This is a genomic window from Lentzea sp. NPDC092896 (assembly GCF_044754905.1).
GTDB lineage: Bacteria > Actinomycetota > Actinomycetes > Mycobacteriales > Pseudonocardiaceae > Lentzea.
The window spans coordinates 107,279-123,268 of the sequence record NZ_JBIVPX010000005.1; the positions used below are offsets into that span (position 1 = coordinate 107,279).

A 15,990-nucleotide genomic window follows, 5' to 3' on the forward strand; every position below is an offset into this window, starting at 1 on the left:
AATGATCATGGTCGTGACGCTGGGACCGGAGTCGGTGACGTGGCGGCTCGGCTGGTACACCCGGTTCGAGCTGGTGGTGCTGGGCCGTGCCGTGCTGATGCAGGTCGCGCACCCGGTGATCGCGGCCGCGGTGCGCGACGGCTACCGCGCCGATCCGTTCGCGCGGCTGACCAGGACCATCACCTCGTCCCAGCTGCGGTTGTTCGGCGGTGAACTGGCCGCGCAGGAAGCGGAACGGCTGGTGCGGTCGCACGCGTTGATCCCCGGCGCGGACGAGGAACTGTTCCGCTGGGTGCACGCGACCAGCTTCGACTCGCTGCTCACGGCGTACCGGTTGCTGCGGCCCAGGATGCCCGCGATCCACGAGGAGCGGCTGTACCGGGAGTGGCGGGAGACCGGGGAGACGCTCGGCATCAGGACGATGCCGGCCGATCTCACCGCGTTGCGCGACTACCTCGACGACGTGGTCGCCACCCGGCTGGCGTGCACCGACGGGGTGCAGAGCCTGCTGGAGGCGTTCGAACTGCGGTCGGGCAAGGCGCCAGGAACCGAGCATCTGCCGAGCGCCCTCTGGCCGTTGGTGCGGCCCGTCGCGGCGCGGGTGCTGCCGGACTTCGCGGTCGGCACGCTGCCGGAGGCGTTGCGGGACAGACTCGGTCTGGAGTGGACGGACCGGGACGAACGCAGGCTGCGCCGGTGGATCCGGATGATCCGGCTCGTGTCCGCGTTCGTCCCGGCCAGCCTGCTGCACTACCCGATGCCGTACCAGGCGATGCTCAGTGCGCGATCATCACGTGCTTGACGCGCGTGTAGTCCTCCAGGCCGTGCATCGACAGGTCCTTGCCGTAGCCCGAGGCGCCGAAACCGCCGTGCGGCATCTCGGACGCGACGAGGCCGTGCGTGTTGACCCAGACGATGCCGAAGTCGAGCCGGGACGTCAGTGACGCCACCCGGCCGGTGTCGCGGGTCCAGATCGAGGACGCGAGCCCTTGCGGAACCCCGTTGGCCAAGGAGACCGCCTCGTCGTCGTTCGCGAACGCCTGCACGGTGATCAACGGGGCGAACGCCTCTTCCTGAACGAGTTCGTCGTCCTGCGCGAGGCCCGAGACCACGGTGGGTTCCAGGAAGAACCCGGACGACCCGTGCCGCTTGCCTCCACAGTGGACGGTGGCGGTGGACCGGGACAGCAGGCCGAGCACGCGGTCCAGCTGGGCCTGGCTGTTCAACGGCCCGAAGTCGGTACCGGGAGCCTGGGCCGACGCCGCCTTCACCAGTGCCGCGACGAACTCGTCGTGCACGGCCGAGTGCACCAGCACGCGTGACGCGGCCGTGCAGTCCTGGCCCGCGTTGTAGAACGCGGCGCCGACGATGCCCTCAGCCGCGGCGGCCACGTCCACGTCGTCGAACACCAGGACCGGCGCGTTGCCACCGAGTTCGAGGTGCGTGCGCTTCACCGTCGCGGCGGCGCTGCGGGCCACCTCGACGCCCGCGCGGGTGGAGCCGGTCAGCGACACCATGGCGGGCACGGGGTGTTCGACCAGCAACCGGCCGGTGTCGCGGTCGCCGAGCACGACGTTGAACACGCCCGCCGGCAGCACCTCCGCGGCCAGCGACGCGAGCAGCACGGTGGACGACGGCGTGGTGTCGGCGGGCTTGAGCACCACCGTGTTGCCCGCGGCCAGCGCCGGCGCGATCTTCCAGACGGCCATCATCAGCGGGTAGTTCCACGGCGTGATCTGCGCGATCACCCCGACCGCCTCCCGCCGCTGGTACGAGGTGTGGCCGGGGACGTACTCACCCGCGGCGGCGGTGCCCAGCGCGCGGGCGGCACCGGCGAAGAACCGGATCTGGTCCGCGCACTGCGGGATCTCCTCGTCCAGCAGCACCGAGCGGACCTTGCCGGTCTCCCGGACCTCGGCGTCGGCGATCGCCGACGCGTTGGCCTCGAGGAGGTCGGCGAGCTTGAGGAGCGCGTGCTGACGTTCGCCGGGCGTGGTGCGCGACCACGAGGGGAAGGCGTCGGCGGCGGCCTGGACGGCGGCGTCGACCTCGGCCCCACGCGACACGACCGCGCGGCCGAACTCCTCGCCGGTGGCCGGATCGATGAGCGGTGAGGTGCCGGCGGCGGCGACCGAGGTGCCGTTGACGAAGTTCGCGACGATCACAGGTGCTCCAGATGCGTGGGGGCGAACATGCGCAACACCGCGGGAAGCACGACCACGTGCGGGCCGTCCCCGGCGAACGCCTTGGCGAGATCCTCGCGCAGCGACTCGGGCGTGCTGCGGGTGGCGGGCACCCCGAACGCCTCGGCGAGCGCGACGAAGTCCGGGCGGCTCAGTTCGGTGGCGGTGGCCTGCCCGAACGCGTCGGTCATGTACTCGCGCAGGATCCCGTAGCCGCCGTCGTCGACGATCAGCCACACGACCCGTGATCCGTGCTGCGCGGCCGTGGCGAGCTCGGAGATCCCGTACATCGCGCCGCCGTCACCGGACACCGCGAGCACCGGCCCGTCGACCGCCGCCGCCACTCCGAGAGCAGCGGGGAAGCCGTAGCCGAGCCCGCCGGCGCCCTGGGCGGAGAACTGCGCGCCACCGCGCGGATCCCAGGCCGACCAGGCCCAGTACGCGAGGATCGTCATGTCCCAGCAGGTCGGCGTGCCGTCCGGAACCGCGGCCCGCAGCGCCGCGAGAACCTGCCACTCCAGGTCGAGCTCCTGCCCCGCGAACCGTTCCCGCACACTCGCGAGCAGCGCCATCACCTGTCCCTCTGCGACGTCGTCGGCAGCACGGGCCGTGACGCCGGAAGTCAAGGCGCGCAGGGCGTGGCGGGCGTCGGCGTGGATGCCGAGCGCGGGGTAGTTCGACTCCAGCTTGCCGAGGTCGGCCTCGATCTGGATCACCGCGCCGCGCGGGGCGAACGTCCGGTAGTTGCTGGACAGCTCACCCAGCCCCGACCCCACGACGAGCAGCACGTCCGCGTCGGCCAGGAACTCCGTGGTGTACCGGTCCTCCAGCCACGACCGCGCGGAAAGCGGGTGCTCCCAGGGGAAGTTGCCCTTGCCGCCGAACGTGGTCACGACCGGCACGCGCAGCTTCTCCGCCAGCTCCAGCAACTCGTCGCGCGCGTGCAGAGCGCCACCACCGGCGAGGATCACCGGCCGGGCAGCGCCGTCCAGCAACCGCACGGCCTCCTCGACCAGCTCCGCGCGTGGATGCAGCTCGCGCGGCGACCAGGACACCGACGTCACCGGCGGCACGGAAGCGGGCCCGAGCAGCACGTCCTGCGGGATCTCCACCCACACCGGCCCGAACGGCGCGGTCAGCGCGATCTCCCACGCCTCGGCGAGCGCCGACGGGATCTGCGAGGCGTGCCGGACGACGCGAGCGTGCTTGACCACGTCCCGGAACGACGCCAGCTGGTCGGTCAGCTCGTGCAGATACCCGCCGCGCACACCACCGAGGCCGGCGGAGGGGATCTGCGACGAGATGCCCAGCACCGGAGCCGACCCCGCGGCCGACTCCTGAAGCCCGGCAAGGGTTTGCAGCGCGCCGGGCCCGGTCGACACCAGCAGCGGCGTCACCGAGCCGGTGATCCGCGCGTGCCCGTCGGCGGCGAACGCGGCGTTGACCTCGGTCCGCGAACCGACGTACCGCAGCTCCGATCGCCGCAGCGCGTCGAAGAGCCCCAAAGCGTGCTGCCCGGGGATGCCGAACACGGTGTGCGCGCCGAGCGCCTCCAGGGTCTCGACGACGACATCGCCACCGTTGCGCGTCACACGCCCTCCTTCAACGCCAACAAGCTGACCAGGTCGTAGGCCACGTGCGAGGCTGCCACAGACGTGATGTCCGCGTGGTCGTAGGCAGGCGCCACCTCGACCACGTCCGCACCCACGAGGTTCAGCCCCCGCAGCCCGCGCACGATCTCCAGCAGTTCGCGCGAGGTCATCCCGCCGGCCTCGGGCGTCCCGGTGCCGGGAGCGTGCGCCGGATCCAGCACGTCGATGTCGATCGACACGTACAACGGGCGTGAACCGATCCGCTGCCGCAACGCGTCCACGGTCTCGTCCACGCCCCGCCGCATCACGTCCGACGACGTCACGATGCCGAACCCGAGCCGCCGGTCGTCCTCCAGGTCCTTCTTGCCGTACAACGGTCCCCGCGTGCCGACGTGCGAGATCGCCTCGGTGTCGAGGACGCCGTCCTCGACCGCGCGCCGGAACGGCGTCCCGTGCGTGTACGGCTCACCGAAGTAGGTGTCCCACGTGTCGAGGTGCGCGTCGAAGTGCAGCAACGCCACCGGCCCGTGGATCCGCGACACGGCCCGCAGCAACGGAAGCGCGATCGTGTGGTCACCGCCGATGGTCACCAGCTTCGTGCCCTCGGCCTGCAGATCGGTGGCGGCGCCCTCGATGGTCTCGATGGCCTCGCCGATGTGGAACGGGTTGACCGCGATGTCCCCGCCGTCCACGACCTGCACGCGTTCGAACGGCGACACGTCCAGGCCGGGGTTGTACGGCCGCAACAGCCGGGACGCCTCCCGCACGGCCGTGGGCGCGAACCGGGCGCCCGGCCGGTACGAGACGCCGGTGTCGAACGGGACTCCCACCACCGCGACGTCCGCGTGCGCCACCTGGTCGAGGCGCGGCAGCCGGGCGAAGGTCGCCGGGCCCGCGTAGCGCGGGACCTTCGAGGAGTCGACGGGGCCGATCATGCGTTCACCAGTTCCTCTTCGGTTGCGTCACCGGCCACCCGGCGGTCCCAGTTCGCGAGCACCTCGGGTGAGGTGGCCGGGGTGGCCAGGCTGACCACGACGTACGTCACGAACGACGCGCCGAGGCTGTAGTAGATGGCTTCGTTGGCGTAGACGTCCACGAACACCATGAACCCGATCGCCGTCAGCGACCCGACCGCCATCGACACCATCGCGCCGAGCCGGGTGCCGCGCTTCCACACCAGACCGCCGATGATCGCGACCAGCAGCCCGCCGACGAGGATGTTGTAGGCGACCGTCAACGCGGCCACGACGTCGTTCAAAGCCACGGCGATGCCGATCGCGACGACACCGATCACGAGCGTGAACATCCGGTTGTTGTGGACGTCCGAGTCGGTCTTCCTCCGCCAGATGTCGTTGGACGCCACGGTGGCGCAGGCGATGAGGGCGCCGGACGAGGTGGACATCATCGCGGCCAGCGCGGCGGCGAGCACGAGCCCGCGCACCCCGGTCGGCAGCAGGTTCTCCACGATCGTCGCGAACGCCTCGTCCTTGTTCGCGATGTCCGGGTACAGCGCCTTGCCCGCGAGGCCGATCAACGCGCCCGCGACCGCGTAGACGAGGCAGTAGAGGCCGGAGGTGATGCCGCCCCAGGTCGCGACCTTCGGCGACTTGGCGGTGAACACGCGCTGCCAGATGTCCTGCCCGATCAGCAGGCCGAACACGTAGATCAGCAGGTAGGTGACGATCGTGCTGACACCGATGTTGCCGACCTCGAACATCGCCGGGTCGTTCAGCCGCGCCTGGATGCCGTCGAAACCGCCCGCGGTGGCGAGGCTGATCGGCAGCAGCAGGAACAGGATGCCGACCGTCTTCACGACGAACTGCACGATGTCGGTCAGCGTGATCGACCACATGCCGCCGAGAACGCTGTACAGCACCACGATGCCGCCACCGATGATCACGCCGACGGACTTGGGCAGTCCGAAGAGGACGTTGAAGATGGTGGAGTAGGCGATCGTCGACGTGACGGTGAGCATCAGCGTGTAGGCCGCCATCACCAGACCGGAGATCAGGCTGGAGTTGCCGCCGTACCGGAGATCGAGCATCTGCGACACGGTGTAGACCTTCAACCTGACGATCCTGCGCGCGAAAAGCGCGCTGAGCAGCAGGATGCCGAGCCCGATCGCGAACACCATCCAGGCGCCGGAGACGCCGAACTTGTAGCCGAGCCCGACACCGCCGATGGTCGACGCGCCGCCGAGCACGACGGCCGACATGGTGCCGGAGTACATCGTGAAGCCGAGCCTGCGTCCGGCGACCAGGTACTCGCTCTTGCTGGTGGCACGGCGCATGCCCCACCAGCCCATGCCGATCATGCCGAGCACGTAGGCGGCGATCACCGCGTAGTCGAGAGCCACTGTCGGACCTCCTTGGGTTGCAGGTCACAGTAGGAACGCGCACTGGCGCTGGTAAGTGGTCGTTGTGCACAATCGGCGGACCATGGTTGTGCAAACCGTCCCACTGAAGGATCTCGTCGCGCGAGTCGATCTCGGGCTGACCGTCCTGTGTGGAGCCGACGCGCTGGACCGGCCGATCCGCTGGGCGCACGTGTCCGAACTCGAGGACCCGACGCCCTACCTGGTCGGCGAGGAGCTGCTGCTCACGGCCGGCGTGCGGTTCCCGTCCGACGTCCCCGCGTACGTCGCCGGGCTCCTGTCCCAAGGCGTCTCGGCGATCGGGTTCGGCGTAGAGCCGGAGTTCCCGACCGTGCCGTCGTCGCTGGTGGAAGCCTGTGCGGCGCAGGGGATGCCGCTGCTGGAGGTGCCGCCGTCGACGCCGTTCCTGGCGGTCTCGCAGGCACTCGGCGCGTTGCTCGCGGAGATCGCCGTGCGGGAACAGCGGATGCTCGCGGACAGCCAGCGCGCCCTGACCCGTGCCGCGACCCGCGTCCGTCCGGTCGAGTCGGTGCTGACCACACTGGCCGTGGTGCTGCACTGCCGGGCCGATCTCGTGGATCCCAGGGCCGCGCCGCAGGACGTCGCCTCGCTCGCCGTGCGGGTCGCGTCGGGACGGGGACCCCGTTCGGCCTCGACCCAGGTGGGTGAAGACCACGTCACGCTCGATCCCGTCGAGTCCGCCGTGCTCGTGGTGCGCCGATCGGCCCCGCTGTCGCCCGCCGAACGGGCCGTCGTCGCGGTCGCGCTGGCGTTGCTCGGACTGCTGCGCCGCGACCTGGAGAGCGAACGCGGCCAGATCGCGCGGCTCGCCGCCTCCGCGTTGCTGCGGCCGGAGGTGTCCGGTGTGGAGCAGGTGCTCGGACCCGGCCCTCACCGGGTGGTGGCGGGGGAGTCGAAGGCGGACTACGACGTGCTGGCGCAGCGGTACGGGCCGCTGGTGTCCAAGGAGGGCGGCGGGTTCCTGGCCCTGGTGCCCGCCGGCTTCGAGGCGTCCGGGCCGGTCGGGGTGTCGTCCCCGGTGGACGGGTCCGGAATCGACGCCGCGGCGGCCGAGGCCTCGTCGTTGCTGGCGCGCGCCAAAGCCACCGGCGAGCCCGCTTTCCCGGCGTCCGATCTGTCCTCTCTGGTGGACCCGGTGGCGGCGCGGGAGTACGCCCGCCGCGAGCTCGCGGGACTGCTCGGCCGTCCAGAACTGATCGACACGCTGAGGGTCTGGCTCGGTCAGCACGGCAGCTGGGACCGCGCCGCGGGGGTGCTCGGCGTGCACCGCAACAGCGTTCGGCACCGAATCTCACACGTCGAACGGCTGCTCGGTCGTGATCTTGGAACGGCCGACGCGCGGTCTTCGCTGTGGCTCGCCCTGACGTGGCTCGATTAATTGCTTTGCGGTGGGTGCGCGTTCTCGGTCATCATTGTTCCATGATCCGAGCAGATGAATGGGCCGGAGCGCCCTCCAAGCTGTGACCTGCTAGTTCACTTTCTTCTAATTCTGCGAGCATTTTTGTGTCAATGCTCGTTCCTGGCGTGTTCGTCTAGTGGTCAGGACGTCGGATTCTCAATCCGGAAACACGGGTTCGATCCCCGTACGCGCTACGTGGCCCGGTCTCAGTGGGGTGGACCGGGCCCTCCCGCAGAGGTGTCCATGTCAGACGGACCCAAAGAATCTTCGAAAACTTCGCCCGAATGGTCTAGGCGCCAGTTACGCTCTGCGAATGGCTGCGGTCCCCGCCTTCGCACGCTACGAGGTCGACGTACGTCGGCCGAACGCCGCACGGATCCATGACTTCTATCTCGGTGGCGCGCACAACTACGCCGCCGACCGTGCGTTCGCCAAGCAGGCAGTCCGGATCGACCCGGAGTTGCCGCTCGTGACCCGAGCGCAGCGGTCGTTCCTGCGCCATGCCGTCCGCCACTGCTGGGCGGCGGGCGTGCGCCAGTTCCTCGACCTCGGCTCGGGCATACCGACGTGCGGTGCCACGCACCAGACGCTGCCCGACGCACGTGTCGTCTACGTGGACTCCGATCCGGTCACGGTCGCGTTCTCACGTGGACTGTTGCGCGGCGAACCGCGGGCGTGCGCTGTGGAAGCGGACCTGCGCCGTCCCGATCAGGTGCTCCGGCATCCGGGCGTGCTGTCCCATCTCGACCTGCGCGAGCCGTACGCGGTGCTGATGGTCGACGTCCTGCGGTACGTCGACGACGTCACCGGCCCCGGCCGCGTCGTGCGCCGCTATCGGCACGCGCTCCCGGCCGGCGGGTTCCTCGTCGTCTCGCATCCGACGCCGGTCGAGCAGCTCATGGAAGGGCTGGCGATCGAGGCGCCGGCCGTGGTGCCGGGCGCGTACGCGGGGATCGGGCGCAAGGGCCACCACTGACGCCCGGCGTTTGGTCTCTGTGAAGGTGGGGTAGTCCGCCGGTCGACAAGACACGGAGCCTGGAGGGCGAAATGACCCACCGCATCAAGGTCGCCGGTCTGCAGCCGGTGCAGCTGCTGGCCGGACTGGCCGGCATCGCGTTCATCGTGTTCGGCATCGTGGGCTTCACCCGTACCGGGGTCGGTGACTGGGCCGCCAGCTCGTTCGTGCTCGGGTTCTCGGTGAACCCGTTGCACAACACGGTGTTCGTGGCCGTCGGTGTACTGGGCCTGCTGATGGCTCTCGGTTCGGGCCTCTCGCGGCTCTACGGCTGGCTGCTGTTCGCCGGCTTCGCCGCGCTCTTCGTGTGGGACCTGATGATCACCGGGATCCTCGCCCAGAACCCGGCCGAGCAGTACGGCAACCCGTTGGCGGTCAACGCGAACGACAACTGGCTGCACCTCGGCCTCGCCGTGTTCGGCCTGCTGCTCGCGGTGATGCCCGCGCGCCGCAAGCTGGTCGAGGACGAGGAACCGGTCGTGCCGGAGCCGCGTTCGGAGGCGTTCCGCGACGAACGGGACGACTCGCCGCGCATCGAGCAGACGGACCCCCATGTGAGCACCGGACCGACCGCACCGATCACCGAGCCGCTCCCGACCGGCTCGGCTCGCAGGGAACCGATCACCCAGGAGCAGGCGGTGGTCGACCCGAAGACCGAGCGGGTGAGCAAGGACAAGATCAAGCACTAGTTCATCGAGCACTGACATCCGGACGAACCACCTGTCCGGCACAGACGCGTCGTGCGAGCCCACATACGGCTCACACGGCGCGTCTGTTTCGATGTCGCGATGCCTTCCGAGTTGCTGACCGACGAAGTGCTGATCACGTGGGGGACCGCGCTGGCCGCGTTCCTGGCCGTCGCCGTGCACGGGCTCTGGCGGCTGACCCGCAACGTCATCACCATCGCGCACGAGGGCGGGCACGCGTTGCTGGCCGTGCTGACCGGGCGGCGGCTGAGCGGGATCAAGCTGCACTCCGACACGTCCGGGCTCACCGTGTCGCGCGGCAAACCCCGTGGGCTCGGGATGGTGCTCACGGCGCTGGCCGGGTACATCGCGCCTTCGTTGCTCGGCTTCGGCGCGGCAGTGCTGATCACCAACGAGCAGATCCAGCTGATGCTGTGGATCAGCATCGGGTTCCTGGCCGCCATGCTGATCATGATCCGCAACGTGTTCGGCGTGCTGTCGATCATCGTCACCGGCGGGGTGTTCTTCTTCGTGTCCTTCTACGCCTCGGCTGAGGTGCGGGACGCGGCCGCGTACGTGTTCGCCTGGTTCCTGTTGCTGGGCGGGGTCCGGCCGGTGTGGGAGCTGCAGGTCAAGCGGTGGCGGCGGCAGGCCCCCCGCTCGGACGCCGACCAGCTGGCCTGGCTGACCGGGGTGCCCGCGCTGGGATGGGTGACGGTGTTCGGGGTGGTCAGCGCGGCCGCCCTCGTGGGTGGCGGGGCGTTGTTGCTCGGGCGGTGGTGACGCGGCCTTCGGCGGGCGCTGTCACAACTGGTTTGGCGCGGGTGAAATACTTGTGCGAACAAGCCGGTGGTGGAGAGGTGGGCTCAGTGCTGCGTGGGGATGTCGGGCTCGAACTGGGCCAGCGGGTCGCGCGGGCGTTGCGCGTCGCCCTGGACGTGGACATCACCGCCGGGGAAGCGCTGATCCGACCGTCCAACCGGGACGGTGCCGACTACCAGTGCAACGTCGCGATGAGCCTGGCCAAGAAGATCGGCAAGAACCCGCGCGAGGTCGCCGCGCTGATCGTCGAGCACCTGGACGCGCAGGACGCGATCGAGACGCCCGAGATCGCCGGGCCTGGCTTCATCAACCTGAAGCTGCGGCGGGAGTGGCTCGAGGCGCAGGCCGCGAACCTGGTGGCCGACGAGCGGCTCGGCGTGCCGAAGACCGACGAGCCCCGGCGGATCGCCATCGACTACAGCAGTCCCAACGTGGCCAAGGAGATGCACGTCGGGCACCTGCGGTCGACGATCATCGGGGACGCGTTCTGCCGGCTGCTGACGTTCGCCGGGCACGAGGTCATCCCGCACAACCACCTCGGTGACTGGGGCACCCCGTTCGGCATGCTCATCGAGCACCTGACGGACGAGGGCCAGGGCGCCGAGCACGAGATCAGCGACCTCAACGCGTTCTACCAGCAGGCCCGGCAGAAGTTCGACAGCGATCCCGGCTTCGCGGACCGGGCCCGGCGCCGGGTGGTGCTGCTGCAGGGCGGCGACGAGGCGACGCTCAAGCTGTGGCACGAGCTGGTCGGGGAGTCGCAGCGGCACTTCAACCAGATCTACGAACTGCTCGGCATCGGGCTGTCGGCCGGGGACAACTACGGCGAGAGCTTCTACAACCCGTACCTCGCGGACACGATCACCGAGCTGCAGCAGAAGGGTCTCATCGAGACCAGCGACGGCGCGCTCTGCGTGTTCCCGCCCGGCTTCAGCAACCGCGAGGGCGCCCGGCTGCCGCTCATCGTGCGCAAGAGCGACGGCGGCTACGGCTACGCCACCACCGACTTCGCGACGGTGCGGTACTGGGTGCGGGACCGGAAGGTCGACGAGCTCATCTACGTCGTCGGCACACCGCAGTCGCAGCACTTCCAGATGATCTTCGCGACGTCGAAGCAGGCCGGGTGGCTCGACGACGCGCACACCGCCGTGCACACCGGGTTCGGCACGATCCTCGGCTCGGACGGCAAGACGATCCGGACGCGGGCCGGCGGCACGATCAAGCTGATCGACCTGCTCACCGAGGCCGTGGAGAACTCGTACAAGGTGATGCCCCCGACGTCCGAAGTGGAGGGTGAGGAGAAGGACGCGCTCGCCCGCACGATCGGGCTGGGTGCGGTCAAGTACGCGGACCTCTCCAACGACCGGGAGAAGGACTACGTCTTCACCTGGGAGAAGATGCTCGCCACCACCGGCGACACCTCGGTGTACATCCAGTACGCGAACGCCAGGATCCTGTCGATCGGACGCAAGGTCGGGCGCGTGCCCGCCGCGAACGCGCCGCTGGTGTTGCAGGAGCAGGCTGAGCGGGATCTGGCGTTGAAGCTGCTCCAGCTGCCCACGGCGATCCAGGCGTCCATCGACGAACTGGCGCCGCACAAGCTGACGAACTACCTGTTCGAGACGGCGACGGCGTTCTCCGCCTTCTACAACGACTGCCCCGTCGCCACGGCGGAGACGCAGGAGTTGCAGGACTCGCGGCTGCAACTGCTCGCGCTGACGTCGCGGGTGCTCACGCTCGGACTGTCACTTCTCGGTATCGGGGCACCCGAACGGCTGTAGCAGGTTTATCCCTGGTCAGACCACGGGTACGCAGTGATCGCAACTCATTCCCCAGCCCACCGGGAGTTCGCGATGACCTGCACCACCCGTTTGCCCAAGCCGGTCACCGAGGTGTGGGACTGGCAGATGGACGGTCTGTGCCGCGGGCAGAACAGCGCCGTCTTCTTCCACCCCGACAACGAACGCGGCTACGCGCGGGCGGCTCGGGAGGAGAAGGCCAAGGCGATCTGCGAGACCTGCCCCGTGCTGGCACAATGCCGCTCCCACGCGCTGGAGGCTCAAGAGCCGTACGGCGTGTGGGGCGGCATGGGAGAGGACGAACGGCGCCAGATCGTCGTCGCGGCCCGGCGCCGTGTCCGTGCCTACTCCTCCAGCACGTCCCTGAGCTGACGCAACGTCTTCGCGAGCAGACGCGAGACGTGCATCTGGGAGATGCCGACCTTCTGCGCGATCTGGGTCTGGGTCATGTTGCCGAAGAAGCGCATGACCACGATCTTGCGTTCGCGCTCGGGCAGCTTCTCCAGCAACGGGTGCAGCGCCTCGCGTTGTTCGATCATCGCGATCTCGGGATCTTCCTCGCCGATCGTGCTGCCCAGCGAGATCGACGAGTCCTCCGACATCAGCATGTCGTCCAAGGACGCGCTCTGGTAAGCGTTCCCGGCCGCGAGTCCTTCGTGGATCTCCTCGCGCGACAGTCCCAGGTGCTCGGCGAGCTCCGACGGCGTGGGCGCGCGGCCCAGCGACTGCGCCAGTCTCGACGTGCCCGCGTTGATCGCCAGGTGCAGCTCCTTGAGCCGCCTCGGCATCCGCACCGACCAGCTGGAGTCGCGGAAGTACTTCCGGACCTCACCCATGATCGTCGGCACCGCGAACGACAGGAAGTCGCTGCCGCGGTCGGGATCGAACCGGTCGACCGCGTTGATCAGGCCCACCGTCGCGACCTGCACCAGGTCCTCGTGCGGCTCGCCGCGGTGACCGAATCTGCGTGCGATGTGCTGGGCCACCGGGAGGTGTTCGGTGACGAGCCTGTCCCGCAACGTCTCGCGCTTCGGCCCGGCGGGGGTGACCGCGAGCTCGGCGAACAACGGGGCCAGGTGGTCGTAGTCACCGGAGCGGGAGGACTTGCCCTCCGGCTTGGTCTCCTCAGGCTTGGTCTCCTCCGGCGCGGTCTCCGCCGTCTTGGTGGCCTCTTCCGCCCCGGTCACGCATCCACCGCCCCTGCCGTGGACTTCACGAGGTCGATGTGAACCACGAACCCTTCGGTCTCCTCGACCGCGGTCTGCACCGAGTCGACGAGCGCGGTGAGCACCCGCCAGCCGAAGCTGGCCTCGTCCGGGCCGGCCGCGGACTTCGCGGACACCTTCGCGGAGACGTGCACGGCACCCTTGTCGTCCACCGCGAAGTGGCAGCTGAGCACCGCGTCCTGGGCCGCCAGGGTGATCAGCGTCGAGCACGTCTCGTCCACGGCGAGCTTCAGGTCCTCGATCGAGTCGAGGTCGAAGTCCTGGCGCATCGCGATGTCCGCCGCGACCGCACGCACGATGGACAGCTGCGTGGGATCCGCGGCCATCCGAAGCTCGACGCCTGACAATTGAGTCACAGCCACCTCGTAGTCCGTTCTGCTGAAGGCGGGCACGTCAACGCCGTACCCGAATCGATCTCATTTCACACGTGTAGTAGTGCCGTGGCCTGGGAAATCACCTGGCAGAAGCAACCAACACGAGGGAGCGCTGTGCTTGTGCACGAGGACTTCCTTGCCCTCAGATTCCCGGCAGACCCGCACGAGGTGGCGCCTGTGCGGCACCAGCTTCGCCAATGGCTGCAGGGCAGCGGCTTCGGCGAGGACGAGGCAGGCGACCTCGTTCTCGCGGTCAGTGAAGCGGTCAACAACTCCGTGGAACACGCCTACCCCGGCCTGGCGGGCGGCACCATCGAGGTGCGTGCCCGCGTCGACGCGGACGGCTCGGCGCGCGTCGACATCGCCGACCACGGCCAGTGGCGCGTACCGCCTCCCGCGCTGACCACGCGGGGCCGGGGACTTCTGCTCATGCGGGAGAGCGTGGACGAGGTCGAGATCGACCGCAGAGCGAGCGGCACGACCGTGCGCCTGCGTCGAGCCCGTTCGCCCGCACTGCCCGTGGCCCGGGCCGCGCCTGAATGCGACGTCCAGGTCCACGAGACCTCCTCCGGCGTAGTAGCGGTGGTGCGCGGAAACGTGCCGGCCGAGGCAGGCCCGTCGTTGCGCCGCACGCTGACCACGGCGGCACGAGGTGGAACCGTGCCGCTGACCGTCGACCTCAGCGGGCTCGGCGTCGAGAAGAGCGGAGTGGAACAGGCTCTCCGCGACGTCGCCGAGGCACTCACGGCCGCGGGCAACCGTCTCACCGTGAAGATGCGTTAGCCGAGGGCGGAGTCGACGGAGTCGTGCAGGCTGAAGACCTCGCCCAGCCCGGTCGCCTCCAACGGGCGCGTCACCGCCCGTGCGGTCGCCACCACCTTGAGAGCGGCGTTCTCCCGCTGGGCCAGCCGGGCGGCCTCCACGAGCACCGCCAGACCGGCGGAGCCGAGGAACGTCACGCCCGTCATGTCCACCACGAAGGTGCCGCCGTCGGCGATGCCGTTGACCAGGGCGTCGCGCAGCGTGGGCGCGGACACCATGTCGACCTCGCCGGACACGGCGAGGACCGTGGCACCGGGCGCCGGCTGCCTCACCGACAGCGCGATGGTCTGCTCCGCACGCGGGTCCTGCACAGTCACCGATGTACTCCCTCTCGCGATACACAGATACAAGGGAGCCGCCATTGCAGCGGCTCCTGTGCGGCTGCTGGCTCAACCGCTGCGGGCACCACCGTACGGGAGTGACCGCTCGACAGGACAGATCGAGATGTCCATACCCAGACAATGGTCGGTTCAAACACGCAGCGCCTCCCAGAGTCTTCGCGCCACCTCGAGCGCGGCGGCCGGCGGCTCGACGACCTCCTCCGCGCTGTCCTCCAGCGTCCCGCCCACGACCAGCACCAACGCGGTGGCCACGTCCCGCAGCTTCACGTTGGCGTGCTGGCTCGCCCGCACCAGCAGTTCGAACGCCTCACCGGGCGGGCTCGGCCGCGCTCCCATCACCAGGCCCTTCGCCTGCTCGATGTAGCGGCGGTGCTGGACCATCCGGACCATCTGGTCGGCGCGCATCACCTCGCCCGCGCAGAACTCCACCACCGCCGCCGCGGTCGCGATGAGCGGTTCGATCTCCTCGATGGCCTTCAGATCCGCGACCTGGGGCGCGTGCGAGAGGTACACGGTGAGCACCACCGGCCCGCTGTCCCCCCAGCTGCCCGGCACCGCGACCACGTCCACGCCGCCGACCTTCCCGGACACCTGCCGCTCGTCGCGCGAGGCCTCGACGAGCGGTCCCGCGCCGCTGGTCAGCTGCTCGGCGTCGAGCTCGACGGCCACCCCGAGCGCCCTCAGCAGTTTGCCGTCCGGCCACACGCTCAGGCCCACGCCTTCGCAGCCGTCGAGCTGCGAGCACAGGTGGTCCATCACCCGCGAAATGAGTTCCGCACCGAATTTCACCTGGTTCACGCGCTGAGATTAGGCCCGGCCGATGAACTGGACGAGCCGTGCGGTCATCGTCGTACGACGAACGGTTGCGCAGGCAAGGACCCGCTCTTCCGCTGCGCTTCGGGCCCGAACAGCTCGGCGCGCGGTTCGATCCAGTTAACGCTTAGGACCCAAACAGGACACGTGTTCTGAACCACAGTCCGACAGAATTCGTTTCCAGGGATAACGCCGGAGCCCCGGTGCGCGACATCCCTGATGTCACGGAGGGACTGAAATGAGAACCGCCATGGAAACCCAGCCGATGCAGGACGCAGACTGCGATTCCGCGCTGCCGACCACGCCTTGCAGCGTGGTGTGGAGCCGGGGTCACGCCTACGTGCTCGAGGGTTTCCGCGCTCGCTGGGTGGGCCGCGACGACCGGGGCCGCCCGCACGCCATCACCGGGGCCGAGATGCAGCGCCGAGGATGGACGTTCACCCGGACAGCCTGAGATTTACCCGCACGAAACGAACACAGTGAGATCGAACATCGGGCACCACCCGCAACCAGTCGCACCGCG

Annotated in this window: 17 protein-coding genes and 1 tRNA gene; 10 read left to right on the top strand and 8 right to left on the bottom strand. The window is 69.4% G+C overall.

Annotated elements, in window-relative coordinates; genetic code table 11:
- Positions 1–7: 7 nt before the first annotated feature.
- Positions 8–802, top strand: a complete 795-nt coding sequence (locus ACIQF0_RS25015) for an oxygenase MpaB family protein (RefSeq protein WP_401032988.1) — start codon at positions 8–10, stop codon at positions 800–802.
- On the opposite strand, the gene ACIQF0_RS25020 is transcribed toward ACIQF0_RS25015, so the two are convergent.
- From ACIQF0_RS25020 to ACIQF0_RS25035, 4 genes are read right to left on the bottom strand one after another with little or no spacing between them, the layout of a single operon-like run.
- Complete coding sequence (locus ACIQF0_RS25020; RefSeq protein ID WP_401032990.1) at positions 777–2,165, bottom strand: aminobutyraldehyde dehydrogenase; 1,389 nt, start codon at positions 2,163–2,165, stop codon at positions 777–779. The two genes, ACIQF0_RS25015 and ACIQF0_RS25020, sit on opposite strands and share 26 nt — an antisense overlap.
- Positions 2,162–3,775 carry a thiamine pyrophosphate-binding protein gene (locus ACIQF0_RS25025; RefSeq protein WP_401032992.1) on the bottom strand — a complete coding sequence of 538 codons (1,614 nt, stop codon included), beginning with the start codon at positions 3,773–3,775 and terminating at the stop codon, positions 2,162–2,164. The genes ACIQF0_RS25020 and ACIQF0_RS25025 overlap by 4 nt, the downstream gene beginning before the upstream one ends.
- A complete protein-coding gene (gene speB, locus ACIQF0_RS25030) occupies positions 3,772–4,710 on the bottom strand; it encodes an agmatinase (RefSeq protein ID WP_401032994.1) in 939 nt (312 codons plus the stop codon). The genes ACIQF0_RS25025 and speB overlap by 4 nt, the downstream gene beginning before the upstream one ends.
- Positions 4,707–6,131: a sodium:solute symporter gene (locus ACIQF0_RS25035; protein WP_401032996.1), complete on the bottom strand. Its 1,425-nt coding sequence runs from the start codon at positions 6,129–6,131 to the stop codon at positions 4,707–4,709. The genes speB and ACIQF0_RS25035 overlap by 4 nt, the downstream gene beginning before the upstream one ends.
- A gap of 88 nt (positions 6,132–6,219) precedes the next feature.
- Here ACIQF0_RS25035 and ACIQF0_RS25040 point away from each other — a divergent pair, with 88 nt between their 5' ends.
- The 7 genes from ACIQF0_RS25040 (at position 6,220) to ACIQF0_RS25070 (ending at position 12,263) form a co-directional block, all read left to right on the top strand.
- Positions 6,220–7,548: a PucR family transcriptional regulator gene (locus tag ACIQF0_RS25040; protein WP_401032997.1), complete on the top strand. Its 1,329-nt coding sequence runs from the start codon at positions 6,220–6,222 to the stop codon at positions 7,546–7,548.
- A gap of 143 nt (positions 7,549–7,691) precedes the next feature.
- Positions 7,692–7,763: transfer RNA gene (locus ACIQF0_RS25045), tRNA-Glu, on the top strand.
- A 119-nt stretch (positions 7,764–7,882) separates the two neighbouring features.
- Positions 7,883–8,545, top strand: a complete 663-nt coding sequence (locus ACIQF0_RS25050; RefSeq protein ID WP_401032999.1) for an SAM-dependent methyltransferase — start codon at positions 7,883–7,885, stop codon at positions 8,543–8,545.
- Between the two features lie 71 nt (positions 8,546–8,616).
- A complete protein-coding gene (locus ACIQF0_RS25055) occupies positions 8,617–9,273 on the top strand; it encodes a DUF4383 domain-containing protein (protein WP_401033001.1) in 657 nt (218 codons plus the stop codon).
- Positions 9,274–9,372: 99 nt separating this feature from the next.
- Positions 9,373–10,053, top strand: coding sequence for a M50 family metallopeptidase (locus ACIQF0_RS25060; RefSeq protein WP_401033003.1), 681 nt, complete (start codon positions 9,373–9,375; stop codon positions 10,051–10,053).
- A gap of 86 nt (positions 10,054–10,139) precedes the next feature.
- Positions 10,140–11,873: an arginine--tRNA ligase gene (gene argS / locus ACIQF0_RS25065; protein ID WP_401033004.1), complete on the top strand. Its 1,734-nt coding sequence runs from the start codon at positions 10,140–10,142 to the stop codon at positions 11,871–11,873.
- Positions 11,874–11,945: 72 nt separating this feature from the next.
- Positions 11,946–12,263, top strand: a complete 318-nt coding sequence (locus ACIQF0_RS25070; protein WP_360032199.1) for a WhiB family transcriptional regulator — start codon at positions 11,946–11,948, stop codon at positions 12,261–12,263.
- On the opposite strand, the gene ACIQF0_RS25075 is transcribed toward ACIQF0_RS25070, so the two are convergent.
- Both ACIQF0_RS25075 and ACIQF0_RS25080 read right to left on the bottom strand, forming a co-directional pair.
- Positions 12,236–12,967, bottom strand: coding sequence for a SigB/SigF/SigG family RNA polymerase sigma factor (locus ACIQF0_RS25075; RefSeq protein WP_360032529.1), 732 nt, complete (start codon positions 12,965–12,967; stop codon positions 12,236–12,238). The two genes, ACIQF0_RS25070 and ACIQF0_RS25075, sit on opposite strands and share 28 nt — an antisense overlap.
- A 107-nt stretch (positions 12,968–13,074) precedes the next feature.
- Positions 13,075–13,473, bottom strand: a complete 399-nt coding sequence (locus tag ACIQF0_RS25080; protein ID WP_360032196.1) for an ATP-binding protein — start codon at positions 13,471–13,473, stop codon at positions 13,075–13,077.
- A 138-nt stretch (positions 13,474–13,611) separates the two neighbouring features.
- Between ACIQF0_RS25080 and ACIQF0_RS25085 the strand changes: the two genes are divergently transcribed.
- Positions 13,612–14,274, top strand: coding sequence for an ATP-binding protein (locus ACIQF0_RS25085; protein WP_401033887.1), 663 nt, complete (start codon positions 13,612–13,614; stop codon positions 14,272–14,274).
- On the opposite strand, the gene ACIQF0_RS25090 is transcribed toward ACIQF0_RS25085, so the two are convergent.
- On the bottom strand, positions 14,271–14,630 hold the full coding sequence (locus ACIQF0_RS25090; protein ID WP_360032190.1) for an STAS domain-containing protein: 360 nt from the start codon (positions 14,628–14,630) through the stop codon (positions 14,271–14,273). The genes ACIQF0_RS25085 and ACIQF0_RS25090 overlap by 4 nt on opposite strands.
- Positions 14,631–14,783: 153 nt before the next feature.
- A complete protein-coding gene (locus tag ACIQF0_RS25095; protein WP_401033006.1) occupies positions 14,784–15,452 on the bottom strand; it encodes an ANTAR domain-containing protein in 669 nt (222 codons plus the stop codon).
- A 253-nt stretch (positions 15,453–15,705) separates the two neighbouring features.
- Here ACIQF0_RS25095 and ACIQF0_RS25100 point away from each other — a divergent pair, with 253 nt between their 5' ends.
- Positions 15,706–15,921: a hypothetical protein gene (locus ACIQF0_RS25100; RefSeq protein ID WP_245822549.1), complete on the top strand. Its 216-nt coding sequence runs from the start codon at positions 15,706–15,708 to the stop codon at positions 15,919–15,921.
- Positions 15,922–15,990: the final 69 nt, after the last annotated feature.